This is a genomic window from Pantoea sp. EKM20T, from assembly GCF_011800485.1.
Taxonomy (GTDB): Bacteria; Pseudomonadota; Gammaproteobacteria; order Enterobacterales; family Enterobacteriaceae; genus Pantoea; species Pantoea agglomerans.
The window spans coordinates 25,375-39,686 of the sequence record NZ_JAALFW010000006.1 but is presented as its reverse complement, the minus strand read 5'-3'; the positions used below and the strand labels follow the sequence as shown (position 1 = coordinate 39,686).

General features: G+C 57.0%; 13 protein-coding genes. 10 read left to right on the top strand and 3 right to left on the bottom strand.

Features of this window, described 5'->3' with window-relative positions; all coding sequences use genetic code 11:
- Position 1: 1 nt before the first annotated feature.
- From recJ to lysS, 3 genes are all read left to right on the top strand, one after another.
- Positions 2–1,735, top strand: a complete 1,734-nt coding sequence (gene recJ, locus HFD94_RS12265; RefSeq protein ID WP_010671048.1) for a single-stranded-DNA-specific exonuclease RecJ — start codon at positions 2–4, stop codon at positions 1,733–1,735.
- Positions 1,736–1,966: 231 nt separating this feature from the next.
- Positions 1,967–3,065 (top strand): peptide chain release factor 2 gene (prfB, locus tag HFD94_RS12260; RefSeq protein ID WP_099257461.1). Its coding sequence is split into 2 segments (ribosomal slippage): positions 1,967–2,041 and positions 2,043–3,065, totalling 1,098 coding nucleotides; the frame shifts between segments, so codons are not numbered across the junction.
- A 9-nt stretch (positions 3,066–3,074) separates the two neighbouring features.
- Positions 3,075–4,595, top strand: a complete 1,521-nt coding sequence (lysS, locus tag HFD94_RS12255; protein ID WP_010248682.1) for a lysine--tRNA ligase — start codon at positions 3,075–3,077, stop codon at positions 4,593–4,595.
- Positions 4,596–4,895: 300 nt separating this feature from the next.
- On the opposite strand, the gene HFD94_RS12250 is transcribed toward lysS, so the two are convergent.
- A complete protein-coding gene (locus tag HFD94_RS12250; RefSeq protein WP_060680937.1) occupies positions 4,896–5,522 on the bottom strand; it encodes a serine protease in 627 nt (208 codons plus the stop codon).
- Positions 5,523–5,883: 361 nt separating this feature from the next.
- On the opposite strand from HFD94_RS12250, the gene HFD94_RS12245 reads away from it, so the two are divergent.
- The gene (locus HFD94_RS12245) at positions 5,884–7,047 is read left to right on the top strand and encodes an MFS transporter (protein ID WP_010248677.1); all 1,164 of its coding nucleotides are present in this window, start codon (positions 5,884–5,886) and stop codon (positions 7,045–7,047) included.
- On the opposite strand, the gene HFD94_RS12240 is transcribed toward HFD94_RS12245, so the two are convergent.
- Complete coding sequence (locus HFD94_RS12240) at positions 7,044–7,964, bottom strand: LysR family transcriptional regulator (RefSeq protein WP_010248675.1); 921 nt, start codon at positions 7,962–7,964, stop codon at positions 7,044–7,046. The genes HFD94_RS12245 and HFD94_RS12240 overlap by 4 nt on opposite strands.
- A gap of 102 nt (positions 7,965–8,066) precedes the next feature.
- Here HFD94_RS12240 and lysA point away from each other — a divergent pair, with 102 nt between their 5' ends.
- Complete coding sequence (gene lysA, locus HFD94_RS12235; protein WP_122889648.1) at positions 8,067–9,323, top strand: diaminopimelate decarboxylase; 1,257 nt, start codon at positions 8,067–8,069, stop codon at positions 9,321–9,323.
- Between the two features lie 32 nt (positions 9,324–9,355).
- Here lysA and HFD94_RS12230 read toward each other — a convergent pair whose 3' ends face one another.
- Complete coding sequence (locus tag HFD94_RS12230; protein ID WP_010671044.1) at positions 9,356–9,664, bottom strand: PTS lactose/cellobiose transporter subunit IIA; 309 nt, start codon at positions 9,662–9,664, stop codon at positions 9,356–9,358.
- Between the two features lie 178 nt (positions 9,665–9,842).
- On the opposite strand from HFD94_RS12230, the gene HFD94_RS12225 reads away from it, so the two are divergent.
- From HFD94_RS12225 to HFD94_RS12205, 5 genes are all read left to right on the top strand, one after another.
- A complete protein-coding gene (locus HFD94_RS12225) occupies positions 9,843–11,201 on the top strand; it encodes a PTS sugar transporter subunit IIC (RefSeq protein ID WP_010248669.1) in 1,359 nt (452 codons plus the stop codon).
- Positions 11,198–12,625, top strand: a complete 1,428-nt coding sequence (locus tag HFD94_RS12220; RefSeq protein WP_122889649.1) for a glycoside hydrolase family 1 protein — start codon at positions 11,198–11,200, stop codon at positions 12,623–12,625. Before HFD94_RS12225 ends, HFD94_RS12220 begins: the two co-directional genes overlap by 4 nt.
- Positions 12,626–12,640: 15 nt before the next feature.
- Positions 12,641–12,958: a PTS sugar transporter subunit IIB gene (locus HFD94_RS12215; RefSeq protein ID WP_122889650.1), complete on the top strand. Its 318-nt coding sequence runs from the start codon at positions 12,641–12,643 to the stop codon at positions 12,956–12,958.
- Between the two features lie 96 nt (positions 12,959–13,054).
- Positions 13,055–13,828, top strand: coding sequence for an FCD domain-containing protein (locus HFD94_RS12210; RefSeq protein WP_010248663.1), 774 nt, complete (start codon positions 13,055–13,057; stop codon positions 13,826–13,828).
- Positions 13,825–14,277 carry a GNAT family N-acetyltransferase gene (locus HFD94_RS12205; RefSeq protein WP_122889651.1) on the top strand — a complete coding sequence of 151 codons (453 nt, stop codon included), beginning with the start codon at positions 13,825–13,827 and terminating at the stop codon, positions 14,275–14,277. The genes HFD94_RS12210 and HFD94_RS12205 overlap by 4 nt, the downstream gene beginning before the upstream one ends.
- Positions 14,278–14,312: the final 35 nt, after the last annotated feature.

Below are 14,312 nucleotides of genomic sequence, written 5' to 3'. Positions count from 1 at the left end.
GGTGGTAAAACAGGATGTGGAACTCCGTCGCCGTGAGGTGACGGTTGATGATGCGCTTCCGGCGACGCTGCCGCCGCTGCTGAAACGACTCTATCTGCAACGCGGCGTGCGCGACGCGGCAGAGCTGGAGCGCGGGGCGAAAAACCTGCTGCCGTACCAGTCCTTAAGCGGGATTGAGAGCGCAGTGGAACTGCTGCATCAGGCGCTGCTGGATGGGCGTCGCATTATGGTGGTGGGCGACTTTGATGCCGATGGCGCGACCAGTACCGCGCTGACGGTCATGGCGCTGCGCAGCATGGGCGGCGGCAACGTGCAGTATCTGGTGCCTAACCGCTTTGAAGATGGTTATGGCCTCAGCCCTGAAGTGGTTGAGCAGGCGCGGGCGCGCGGCGCGGCGATGATCCTGACCGTCGACAACGGCATCTCCTCCCACGCCGGCGTTGAATGTGCCCATCAGCACGGGATTCCGGTGCTGATTACCGACCACCACCTGCCGGGCGAGACCTTACCAGCCGCTGAGGCGATCGTTAATCCCAATCTGCCGGACTGCAACTTTCCCTCACGTGCACTGGCGGGCGTGGGCGTTGCGTTCTATCTGATGCTTGCGCTGCGCGCCCATCTGCGCACCCAGGGCTGGTTTGGTGCCACTCGCACCGAACCCAATCTGGCGGAGATGCTGGATCTGGTGGCGCTCGGCACGGTTGCCGACGTGGTGCCGCTCGACGTCAACAACCGCATTCTGGTGTGGCAGGGACTCAGCCGCATTCGGGCCGGAAAATGCCGGCCAGGCATCCGGGCGCTGCTGGAGATTGCTAATCGCGATGCGCGTCAGATGGCGGCCAGCGATCTCGGCTTTGCGCTGGGGCCACGGCTCAATGCCGCAGGCCGGCTCGACGATATGTCGGTGGGCGTGGCGCTGTTAATGACTGAGGATCTCAGTCAGGCACGGATGTTAGCCAGTGAGCTGGACGCGCTGAACCAGACACGAAAAGAGATAGAGCAGGGCATGCAGAGCGAAGCGCTGGCGCTGTGTCAGGCGCTGGAGCGTGAGCAGAGCGATCTACCGCTGGGGCTGGCCTTTTATCATCCCGAATGGCATCAGGGTGTGGTGGGGATCCTCGCCTCCCGTCTGAAAGAGCGTTTCCATCGTCCGGTGATTGCCTTTGCTCCGGCGGGCGACGGCACGCTGAAAGGCTCAGGCCGCTCAATTGCCGGTCTGCATCTGCGCGACGCGCTGGAGCGTCTGGATACGCTGAATCCCGGCCTGATGCTGAAGTTCGGCGGTCATGCCATGGCGGCAGGCTTATCACTGGAAACCGCACGCTACGAGGAGTTTCGTCAGCGCTTTGCCGATCTGGTCGGTGAGTGGCTGGATGGCGAATCTCTGCAGGGCATCATCTGGTCAGATGGTGCGTTGCAGCCGCAGGAGTTTTCGCTGCAGACCGCTGAGATGCTGCGCGAAGCGGGGCCCTGGGGCCAGGCGTTCCCGGAACCCGCTTTTGACGGCAAATTTAAGCTGCTGCAACAGCGGCTGGTGGGCGAGCGACATCTGAAAGTGATGGTCGAACCGCTGGACGGCGGTCCGCTGATCGACGGGATTGCCTTTAATGTCGATACCACGCTGTGGCCCGACAGCAGCATTCGTCAGGTCGAGCTGGCCTATAAGCTGGATATCAATGAGTATCGCGGTAACCGCTCGGTACAGCTGATCATTGACCATATCTGGCCGCTTTGATTTTTATAAGGCGCGCGCGTCTCCGGTCACGGCAGAGGCGCGTCAGCCTGTTTTTTCCCTGCGTTAACCTGCTGTGCGAGCGGTTGTCGTCGCAGCCCGATAAGCAAATGCAACGCGTCACGCCGCCCCGGCATCAGCCGGCTGTCTCAGCGCTACAATCTGCCGCCAGTTTCGGGTAAACTTGTGCGTTAAATTTCCTGTCCCATCGAACATAAGAAAGACGCTAAAGCCATGTTTGAAATCAACCCGGTCAAAAACCGTATTCAGGACCTCAGTGAGCGCAGCGACGTTCTTCGGGGGTATCTTTGACTACGATGCCAAGAAAGAACGCCTCGAAGAAGTAAACGCCGAGCTGGAACAGCCCGATGTCTGGAACGAACCTGAGCGTGCTCAGGCGCTGGGCAAAGAGCGCTCCTCGCTGGAAGCGATCGTGCAGACGCTGGATCAGATGTCGCAGGGCCTGGAAGATGTGCAGGGTCTGCTTGAACTGGCGGTAGAAGCGGAAGACGAAGAGACTTTCGACGAAGCGGTTGCCGAGCTGGATGTCCTTGAGGGCAAGCTGGGCGAGCTGGAATTCCGCCGCATGTTCTCTGGCGAGTATGACAGCGCCGACTGCTACATCGATCTGCAGGCGGGTTCCGGCGGCACCGAAGCGCAGGACTGGGCCAGCATGCTGATGCGTATGTATCTGCGTTGGGCTGAAGCCAAAGGCTTCAAAACCGAAATTATCGAAGAGTCTGAAGGTGAAGTTGCAGGCATTAAATCTGTGACCATTCGCGTGTCAGGCGACTACGCCTTTGGCTGGTTGCGCACCGAAACGGGCGTGCATCGCCTGGTGCGTAAGAGCCCGTTTGACTCCGGCGGCCGTCGTCACACCTCATTCAGCTCCGCCTTTATCTATCCGGAAGTGGATGACGATATTGATATCGACATCAACCCAGCCGATCTGCGCATTGACGTCTATCGTGCGTCAGGGGCGGGCGGCCAGCACGTTAACCGGACGGAATCTGCGGTACGTATTACCCATATTCCAACCGGTACCGTCACCCAGTGTCAGAATGACCGTTCTCAGCACAAGAACAAAGATCAGGCGATGAAGCAGATGAAAGCGAAGCTGTACGAGCTTGAGATGCAGAAGAAAAACGCTGAGAAACAGGCGCTGGAGGACAACAAGTCCGACATCGGCTGGGGAAGTCAGATCCGTTCTTACGTTCTCGATGATGCACGCATCAAAGATCTGCGCACCGGCGTAGAGACGCGTAACACCCAGGCGGTGCTGGACGGCGACCTGGATCGATTCATTGAAGCTAGTTTAAAAGCAGGGTTATAAGGAACCGACATGTCTGAACAACAACCGCAGAGCGCTGATGCCGCCGTTGAGTTAAATAACGAACTGAAAGCGCGTCGCGAAAAGCTGAGCGTGCTGCGTGCAAATGGCGTGGCGTTTCCTAACGATTTTCGTCGTGACAGCCTCTCAAACCAGCTGCATGAGAGCTATGGCGAGAAGAGCAACGAAGAGCTTGAAGATCTCGGCATCGAAGTCAGCGTCGCCGGACGTATGATGACCCGTCGTATTATGGGTAAAGCCTCTTTCGTGACCCTGCAGGATGTGGGTGGCCGGATTCAGCTTTACGTCTCGCGTGACGATCTGGCTGAAGGCATCTACAACGAGCAGTTCAAAAAGTGGGATCTCGGCGATATTCTGGGCGCGCGCGGCAAACTGTTCAAAACCAAAACCGGCGAACTGTCGATTCACTGTTCTGAACTGCGCCTGCTGACCAAAGCACTGCGTCCGCTGCCGGACAAGTTCCACGGCCTGGCCGATCAGGAAACGCGCTACCGTCAGCGTTACCTTGATCTCATCGCCAACGAGGAGTCGCGTAACACCTTCAGAATTCGTTCGCAGATCATGGCCGGCATTCGCCAGTTCATGGTGGGCCGCGACTTTATGGAAGTGGAAACCCCGATGATGCAGGTGATCCCTGGCGGCGCGTCTGCGCGTCCGTTCATCACCCATCACAATGCGCTGGATATCGACATGTATCTGCGTATCGCTCCAGAGCTTTATCTGAAGCGTCTGGTAGTGGGCGGATTCGATCGCGTGTTCGAGATCAACCGTAACTTCCGTAACGAAGGTATTTCGCCACGTCATAACCCAGAGTTCACCATGATGGAACTCTATATGGCTTATGCGGATTACAAAGATCTGATCGAGCTGACCGAAAGCCTGTTCCGTACGCTGGCGCAGGATGTGCTGGGCAGCACCGTGGTGCCTTACGGCGAGCAGGAGTTTGATTTCGGTAAGCCGTTTGAAAAACTGACCATGCGTGAAGCGATCAAGAAATACCGTCCGGAAACGGATCTGGCCGATCTGGAAGACTTTGATAAAGCGGTGGCGATTGCTCAATCACTGCACATCAAGGTTGAGAAAAGCTGGGGGCTGGGCCGCGTCGTAACCGAAATCTTCGAAGAGACCGCAGAAGCGCATCTGATTCAGCCGACCTTCATCACTGAATATCCGGCTGAAGTCTCTCCGCTGGCCCGTCGTAACGACGAGAACCCGGAAATCACCGATCGCTTTGAGTTCTTCATTGGCGGTCGTGAAATCGGTAATGGCTTCTCCGAGCTGAACGATGCGGAAGATCAGGCTGAGCGTTTCCTGCAGCAGGTGAATGCCAAAGATGCTGGCGACGACGAAGCGATGTTCTACGACGAAGACTATGTCACCGCACTGGAGCACGGTCTGCCGCCAACCGCCGGTCTGGGTATCGGTATTGACCGTATGGTGATGCTGTTTACCAACAGCCACACTATCCGCGATGTGATTCTGTTCCCGGCACTGCGCCCAGGCAGCAAGTAATCGTTATGAGTCGCTGTCAGGCCTGATCTTCAGGCCTGACAGCGTGATGACAAAGCCGAATCAGAGTGAATTTGGCAGCAACTGATAAACTCACGGCACAGGGAACACGGTCAGAAGAGGAAAGCGTCCCGCGCCATGGATGGCGTGGGCCGAGCGGTCATGGATGACAGTTTTTGCGTCTTTCCGATCTGACCGTGTTACCTGTGCAGGCTCGGTCTTACAGCGAACCAGGCCCGACTTTGTCACCAAGCTTAAGGCCGGAAATTCCGGCCTTTTTTACATCTGTTCGTTCAGCAGATATCAGGATTTAATCGCCTGATCCAGCCAGGTCTGAAACCGTGCATAGGGCACATAGAGCGCAACGTTCTTATAGAGTGTCTTACCGCTGATATTGTCGTTGATGTTATTGCTGTAGCCAATAATCACGCCCGCCAGCGTATCATCAGAGGCGTTATAGACTGCGCCGCCCGACATCCCTTTGACCACACCCGCATTCGCCGCCACCACGACGCAGTCTGATTTGTTCCAGCTGTTCGCCAGCGTGGTATTAATCAGGTTCTGCCCGCTGGAACTGACCGGCATGGCCGAAATAAAACTGTAGCCGTAGAGATTGACCTGATCGCCGATGTGGCTGTTACGAAAGTTGGGTGGCAGGTTCATTTCGCTGTTTTTGTGGTAGACCACGGCCAGATCGCATTGCGGATGCCAGGCTTTGACCCGGTAAAGCGAAAACTTTGCCACATGGGCGGCGGTCAGGCTGTACTCCGGCGTCAGTGGGATGGTGGTACCGAGCGTGCCTAAACCCAGCACGGTGGGAATGCCGGTCACGGTCATATCCACCCGTTTTTCAGCTTCTTTACTGTACTCATAATGACCTACCGAGCAACCGGTTAAGCCAAACACCATTAAGGCTATGAGTCGTTGCATTCTCTCTCCCTGCGTCAGAAGTTGATTACATCACCTGGCAATTGATTAGGGATATATCGGCAACGTTAAGGATTTATTAATTAAATACGCACTAAAAAGCGTAACGGGTTCGGGGGAAATGACAACCTGACCCTGGGTCATGTGCGCTTTAACGGGCTTAGCCAGCAGGCTGACAAAGCCATTTGTTCCGGCAAAGCAGCAGGATTATTGCGGCCCCGGCAATAATCCTTTGCTGCGCGCAGGCTATGTCGCGCATCAGCACTGTGCTGTAATGCTCACCGTGACGCAGATCAAATTTTAATAAGCGTCGAGGGGCTGCGCGTCTGTGCAGTTCACCTGCAAATGATATTGGGAGAGTGTTATGCCTGTAGCATTAATGGCGCTGGCGTTGAGTGCGTTCGCCATCGGAACCACTGAGTTTGTCATTATGGGATTGCTGCCGGAGGTGGCGCGTGACCTTCAGGTGTCAATTCCGTCGGCGGGCTGGCTGATCAGCGGCTACGCGCTGGGCGTGGCGATTGGTGCGCCGATTATGGCGCTGCTCACCGCCAGGCTGCCGCGTAAAAAAACGCTGATTCTGCTGATGGTGATATTTATTGTCGGCAACCTGCTGTGTGCGCTGGCTTACAACTATAACCTGCTGATGCTGGCACGCATCGTCACCGCGCTTTGTCACGGTGCCTTCTTCGGTATTGGCGCGGTGGTCGCCGCCAGTCTGGTACCAGCCGGTCGCCAGGCTTCCGCTGTCGCACTGATGTTCACCGGACTGACCTTAGCCAACGTGCTGGGCGTTCCGCTGGGAACCAGTTTCGGACAGATGTTTGGCTGGCGAGCCACCTTCTGGGGCGTGGCTGTGATTGGCGTGCTGGCGTTTATCGCCCTGATCGTGAGTCTGCCCAACAATAAACAGGAAAAGCCGGTTCACCTGGCGAGTGAAATTGGGGCACTGGCCAACGGGAAACTGTGGCTGTCGCTGCTGATGACGGTGTTCTTTGCCGCGGCGATGTTTGCGCTGTTCAGCTACATTGCGCCGCTGCTGCTAGAGGTGACGGGCATCAGCGATCGCGGCGTCAGCTGGACGCTGTTCCTGATTGGCGCAGGCCTGACGGTCGGTAATATTCTTGGCGGCAAACTGGCCGACTGGAAAGTCTCCTTTAGCCTGATCCTCAGCTTCTCCCTGATCGCCATCTTCTCGCTGCTGTTCAGCTGGACCAGCCATGCGCTGTGGCTGGCGGAGATCACCCTGTTCCTGTGGGCGATGGCGACCTTTGCGACGGTGCCGGGTCTGCAGATCAACGTGGTACGGCACGGCAAAGAGGCGCCTAACCTGGTCTCAACCCTGAACATTTCGGCGTTTAACGTGGGCAATGCGCTGGGTGCCTGGGTCGGCGGTGCGGTGATTGGCCGTGGATATGGCCTGACGGCGGTGCCGGTTGCTGCCGCTGCGCTGGCGGCAATCGGCCTGCTGATCTGTCTGATCACCTTCCGCAAATCGGGCCGCGCAGCCGCCAGGGTTCGCGCTTAAGCCAGGCGGGCGGCGATGCGTGCCGGAAAGTCAGCCACCTGCCGTTGTAGATGGCTGACAAAGGCATCGACCAGCGCCGATGCAGGGCGGTGCTGCGGCCTCACCAGGCTGACGGTAAACGGAACCGCCACGCTGAACTTACGCATCACCACACCGCTGTCGGCGTAATCCAGCGCCGTCAGCGGATTCACAATTGAAATGCCCACGCCCGCTCTGACCATGGCGCACACCGAAGCGGCACTGTGCGTCTCCATCACCAGCCGCCGCTCGACTCCCTGCTCATGAAACAGCGCATCCAGCAACTGACGATAGCTGTCACTGCGCGACAGGCTCACATACTGTTCGCCCGCAAAATCGTGCGGCGTCAGCTCTGAACGCTGACTCAGAGGGTGATGCTGAGGCAATACGCATACTTCATCGCAGGTCAGCAGGGCGAGACGGTCAGTGCCGGCCGGAGCGTGCTGGGTTTCGGTTAAGCCGATATCGTAGCGCTGTGCTGACAGCCACTCCTCCAGCAGCGGCGACTCCTGTGGAATCACATTCAGGCTCACATCCGGGTAGCGCTGTAAAAAGGGCTGACACAGTGGTGGCAGCAGCGACTGCGAAAAAACGGGCAGGCAGGCGATCGACAGCTCACCCTGACGGAACTGGCGCAGTCCTTCAGCCGCTTCCATGATGCGATCCAGTCCGTACCAGGATCGCTGCACCTCTTCGAAAAGACGCAATCCCTGCACCGTCGGTTGCAGGCGACCACGAACCCGTCCGAACAACTCTAATCCCAGCTGCTGCTCCAGGCGTGCCAGCTCCCGGCTCACCGTCGGCTGTGAGGTGTGCAGCAGTGTCGCGGCCTGAGTCAGATTGCCGCTGGTCATCACCGCATGAAAAATCTCGATATGCCGCCAGTTAATGTTCGCCACGCACCCTTCCTATATCCATTCTGCATAGATGCTATTAAAACAGATATTTTTCGCTATGACACGATTCTGGCTTAATGCAGCTATTGCCACAGGAGAATTGCCATGCCACGTTCCTTACAGAGTACCGAAACCGCACTCAGCGCCGCTAACCTGCTGCCGCTGGCACGCCGCTACACCGGGCCATTCTGGGCTTATGATGCGCAGATTATTCAGGCGCGTATTGCCCAGCTGCAGGCATTTGATATGGTGCGCTTTGCGCAGAAGGCCTGCTCGAATACGCATATCCTGCGCCTGATGCGCGCAGCAGGCGTGAAAGTGGACTCGGTATCGCTGGGTGAGATCGAACGTGCGCTGGCCGCGGGTTACCAGCCTGGCGGTGATGAGATCGTCTTTACCGCGGATCTGTTCGATCAGCCGACGCTGGAGCGGGTGACCGCGTTAAAGGTGCCGGTTAATGCCGGATCGATCGATATGCTGCATCAGCTCGGCGCGGTCTCACCGGGACATGCGGTGTGGCTGCGGGTCAATCCTGGTTTTGGTCACGGCCACAGTCAGAAAACCAATACCGGTGGCGAAAACAGCAAGCACGGGATCTGGCATGCCGATTTAGCCGGGGCGCTGGCGGCGATTAAACAGCACGGCTTGCAGCTGGTGGGCATTCATATGCATATCGGCTCTGGCGTCGATTATGCGCATCTGCAGCAGGTCTGTGATGCGATGGTTGAACTGGTGATGGCGTCGGGTCAGGATCTGACCGCGATCTCTGCGGGCGGCGGCCTCTCTGTGCCTTATCGCTATGGCGAAGAGGCGATCGATACCGATCACTATTTCGGCCTGTGGGATGCAGCGCGGCAGCGTATCGCTCAGCATCTGGGTCACGCGATAAAGCTGGAGATCGAACCGGGCCGTTTCCTGGTGGCCGAGGCCGGTGTGCTGGTCTCTCAGGTACGGGCGGTTAAGTCGATGGGCAGCCGTCACTTCGTGCTGGTCGATGCCGGTTTCAGTGACCTGATGCGTCCCTCCATGTATGGCAGCTATCACCATATCTCGCTGATGGCGGGCGATGAGCGGGCCATTGATGAGCAGCAGACTATCGACACGGTGGTCGCTGGCCCGCTGTGCGAATCGGGTGATGTCTTTACCCAGCTGGAGGGCGGCATGGTCGAACCACGCGCGATTCCGGCGGCAAAGGTTGGCGATTACCTGGTGTTCCACGACACCGGTGCTTACGGTGCATCCATGTCCTCTAACTACAACAGCCGTCCGCTGATCCCGGAAGTGCTGTTTGAGCAGGGCCAGCCGCGCGAGATCCGCCGCGCGCAGACTATTGAGTCGCTACTGGCACTGGAAATCAGCTAATCACCTCGCTCAGGCGGCCGGCGCGCCGCCTGTCAGCCATAGATCTCTTTGCGCAGCATGACCAGCTCCTCTGCCAGCTCGCGGCACAGCATTGCATTCATCAGATGATCCTGCGCATGCACCAGAATCAGCGTGACCGGCAATTTTCCGCTTCCCTCGTCTGCACCAATCAACGCGGTCTGAATTTTATGTGCCGCTTTTGCCGCGGTATCTGAAGCTGCCAGCGCCGCGTCAGCCCCGGTCCAGTCGCGTTTGCGCGCACACTGAATCGCCATCATCGCCGACGAACGGGCTTCCCCTGCATTGATCAGCAATTCCATCATGGTCTGTTCGTAATCCATAACGCCTCCGCTATTGGTATGCCAAATTGGCCGTTTTAATCATACTGGAATGCCAATAAACGTTTCCGGGAGGTTCGTCACAGAAAAAACCGAGGATATTCGTCATTTTGGTATGCCACTAACAGGGAAGACCACGACGATTACAGGAATACCGATCTTACATCTCTGAGGGTTGATCATGTCTCTACAGGACCGCCTTATCGATTCCCTGGGCAGCTTTGCCACCCGCTTTAACAGTTATCGCTACATCATGGCGATTAAAGCCTCGTTCATTACCCTGATGCCGGTGATCATTGTTGGCGCCTTCTCGGTATTGATCTCTAACATGGTGCTGGACAGCAAAAATGGCCTTGCCAGCTTTGCCGCCCTGGCTTTTTTAGCTGACCTCAAGCCCATCACCAGCAGTATCAATTACGCCACGCTCAGCTTTCTCAACATTGGTGCGGTGTTCCTGATTGGTATTGAGCTTGGGCGCATCAACGGTATAAAAACGCTGTTTCCCGGCCTGCTGGCGATCATCTGCTTTGTATCCGTAACGCCGACCACCTTACAGATGATGGTCGATGGGCAGATGCACCTGGTCACCGACGTGCTGGCCAAACAATTCTCCGATACCAAAAGCCTGTTTCTCGGCATGTTTATCGCCATTCTGTCGGTAGAGATCTACTGCCGCCTCGAACAGGTTGAGCGGCTGAAAATCAAAATGCCCGACACCGTGCCGCCCAACGTGGCCGCCTCTTTCTCCGCGCTCATCCCCTCAATCATCACCGTGACGCTGATAGCGACCTTTGGCTTTATCTTCCATCGCGTCACCGGCATGTACCTTTACGACGCGGTATACCAGGTGGTGCAGCAGCCGCTGGAGTCGGTGGTGCAGAGCCTGTGGGGCATTCTGATTCTGATGTTCGTCGCCCAGCTGTTCTGGGTGATTGGTATTCACGGCAACCAGATGGTGAAGCCGATCCGTGAGCCGCTGTTGCTTGGCGCGATTATGGTCAACATGACCGCTTTTGAGCAGGGAAAAGAGGCACCGAACATCATCACCATGCCGTTCTGGGATGTTTATATGAGCATCGGCGGCTCCGGCCTGACCATCGGGCTGCTCACCGCCGTGATGCTGGCAACACGACGCAAAGAGATGCGTGAAATCGCCAAACTGTCGTTCGGGCCAGGCATTTTCAATATCAACGAGCCGGTTATATTTGGTATGCCGATTATGCTTAACCCGATACTGGCTATCCCTTTCATCATCACACCGCTAGTGACAGGTTCTATCGGTTACTTCGCTACGGTGATGGGATTTGCCGGGAAAGCCGTGGTGATGGTGCCATGGACCACGCCTCCGATTATCAATGCCTGGCTGTCAACGGCCGGATCGATGGGTGCGGTGGTGACGCAGATCGTCTGCATTCTGGTGTCAGTACTTATCTATCTGCCATTTGTGAAAGTCGCAGCCCGCCGCGCGGATGCAGCAGAAGCAGCGGAAGCAAAGAGCCTGCAACCTGAGCTGAACCCCAACCGAACGGAGGTGTTATGAGTCGTCAGACTGTCCACATACCTGAGAATTTCATTCTGGGAGCTGCTGCCTCCGCCTGGCAGACGGAAGGCTGGAGCGGAAAAAAAGCGGGGCAGGACTCCTGGCCTGACGCCTGGTATCAGCAGGATCGTCACGTCTGGCACAACGGCTACGGCCCGGCGGTTGCCACCGACTTTATCAACCGCTTTAGTGAGGATGTGGCGCTAATGAAGGCCAGCGGGCTGACCCACTACCGCACTTCGATCAACTGGTCGCGTTTCCTGATCGATTACGAAACCGCTACGGTCGATGAGGAATACGCGGCTTACTATGACCGGCTGATTGATGAAATGCAGCGCCAGGGCATTGAACTGATGCTCTGTCTGGAGCATTACGAGCTGCCCGCCACGCTGCTGGACCAGTATGGCGGCTGGCAGTCAAAGCATGTGGTTGAACTGTTTATCCGTTATGTCGAACAGGTGTTTAAACGCTATGCCGGTCGGGTCACGCGCTGGTTTGTGTTTAACGAGCCGATTGTGGTGCAGACCCGCGTCTATCTCGACGCGCTGCGCTGGCCTTATGAGCAGAACACCCATAAATGGATGCAGTGGAACCACCACAAAAATCTTGCTACCGCCCGGGTAGTGCAGCTGTTCCGCGCGGCAGGCTATGCCGGTCGCATTGGTACCATACTCAATCCGGAAGTCACCTATCCGCGATCGTCAGCCCCGCACGACCAGAAGGCGGCGCATATTTATGACCTGTTCTACAACCGGGTGTTTCTCGATCCCGCCATTAAAGGCGAGTATCCGGCGGAGCTGCTGGCGCTGCTTGATAAGCATCAGATTGAGTGGGAAACCACCCCGGAAGAGCTGGCGATTATTGCCGCCAATACCGTCGATGAGGTCGGGCTTAATCTCTACTATCCGCATCGCGTGAAGGCACCGTCCCGCGCCTGGCATTCCGAGACACCCTTTCATCCCGCCTGGTATTACGAACACTTTGAACTGCCGGGGCGACGGATGAACCCTTCGCGCGGCTGGGAAATTCAGCCTGAAATTATCTGGGATATGGCGCAGCGGATGCGCGATGAGTACGGCAATATCCCGTGGTTTGTGGCGGAAAGTGGTATGGGAATTGAGAACGAAGCGCAGTTCAAAAATGCCGACGGGGAGATTCAGGACGATTACCGCATCGCATTTATCAGCGAGCACCTGCATCAGGCGATACGCGCCAGTCAGGCGGGTATTAACTGTCAGGGCTACATGCTGTGGGCGTTTACCGACAATGTCTCGCCAATGAATGCCTTTAAAAATCGCTATGGTCTTATCGAAATCGACTTAGATAAGCAGCGTCAGCGCCGTATGAAGAAATCTGCCCACTGGTTCCGTACGCTGCGCGACACGCAGCAATTTACCCTGTGGCTTGATGATGAGCCGAAATAACGCGAGGAAACGAGCATGAAACGAATTGTTCTGGCCTGTGCTGCGGGCATGTCGACCTCAATGGTGGTGACGCGGATGGAAAAGGAGGCTGCCGCTCGCGGACTGACATTTCAGATCTACGCCATTCCGGAGCAAAACCTGCGTGAAGAGCTGCAAAACTACGGCAACGAGGTGGTGGTCGTGCTGCTCGGGCCACAGGTGCGCTTCAAACTGGAGGAGAACAGAAAACTCACCGACAGCTATCAGTTGCCCATCGCGGTGATCGATACGGTTGCTTACGGCACGCTGAATGGTGCAAAGGTACTCGATCAGGCGCTGGCTTTGATACACTGAGCCCCAGTTTGCGAGCCAGCCTCTCCGGTTCGCGGGCATTGTCGCGCAGGGAACCGCGGCAATGCCGTTAGCGCATTGATTGCAAAGGGTGACAGTGTGGACAAAGCCGAAGCGCCGCAAGAAAAAAAGCAGTATCAGGAAATTGGTCAGCACCTGCGTCAGCAGATCTGTGACGGGCACTATCCGGTGGGATCGCGCCTGCCGCCTGAACGTCAGCTGGCTGAAACCTGGGGCGTCAGCCGGACCATCGTGCGCGAGGCATTATTGATGCTGGAGCTGGAAGGTACGGTGGATATCCGCCAGAGCTCCGGCGTCTATGTGATGCGTATTCCTTCCGCCAGTGATGATGAAGAAGAGGCCTTCTTCCGCAGCGACGTTGGCCCGTTTGAAATGCTACAGGCACGTCAGTTGCTGGAGAGCAATATTGCAGCCTTTGCCGCAAAAATGGCGACCAAAGCGGACATTGAAAATCTGCGCCGAACGCTGGAACAGGAGCAGCGTGCTATCGCCGCCAACGACAGCAGTCAGGACAACGACAAGTTGTTTCATCTGCTGCTGGCGGGTGCCAGTCAGAATCAGATGCTGCTCGATACCGTCACCAGCATCTGGCGACATCATGACAGTAGCCCGCTCTGGCAGCAGCTGCGCCCGCAGTTTGAAACCCGCGCCTATCGCCTGAAGTGGCTTGGCGATCACCAGACTATCCTGGCCGCTCTGCGTCGGCGTGATGTGATGGGGGCCTGGCAATCCACCTGGCAGCACCTTGAGAACGTCAAGAATACGCTGCTGGAGCTTTCCGACGCCGATGCGCCTGACTTTGATGGCTACCTGTTTGATTCAGTCCCGATCTTTCAGGGGAAACTGATGTGATTGAGATTGTATCGCTCAGCGATGCCCCCCAATTTGCCGATCAGATCATCGACTGGCAGTGGCGCGCATTTGGTGAAGCCACCAGCCGGGCGTTCTTTGCCAGTGTGGTGAACAGCAGCCTTATCGGTGCTGATTTTCCGGTGACTTTCGTTGCCGTGGAGGCGGGCAGGGCAGTCGGCACGGTGGGATTCTGGCGCTGCGACCTGATCAGCCGTCAGGATCTTTTCCCCTGGCTGGCGGCGCTCTATATTGATGAGTCGGTGCGCGGCAAAGGTGTCAGTGAGGCGCTGCAGCAGCATGTCATTGCCTATGCACAGGCACGGGGCTATCCACGGTTATGGTTATGGTCAACGTTTGGGGGCTACTACGAACGTTATGGCTGGCTGCCACAGGGCCAGGCGCTGGAGTATCCCGCTAAGCCGGTAAAACTCTATTATCGCGACCTGTAAGAGATGCCAGCCGCCATCGCGGCAGCTGGCAACAG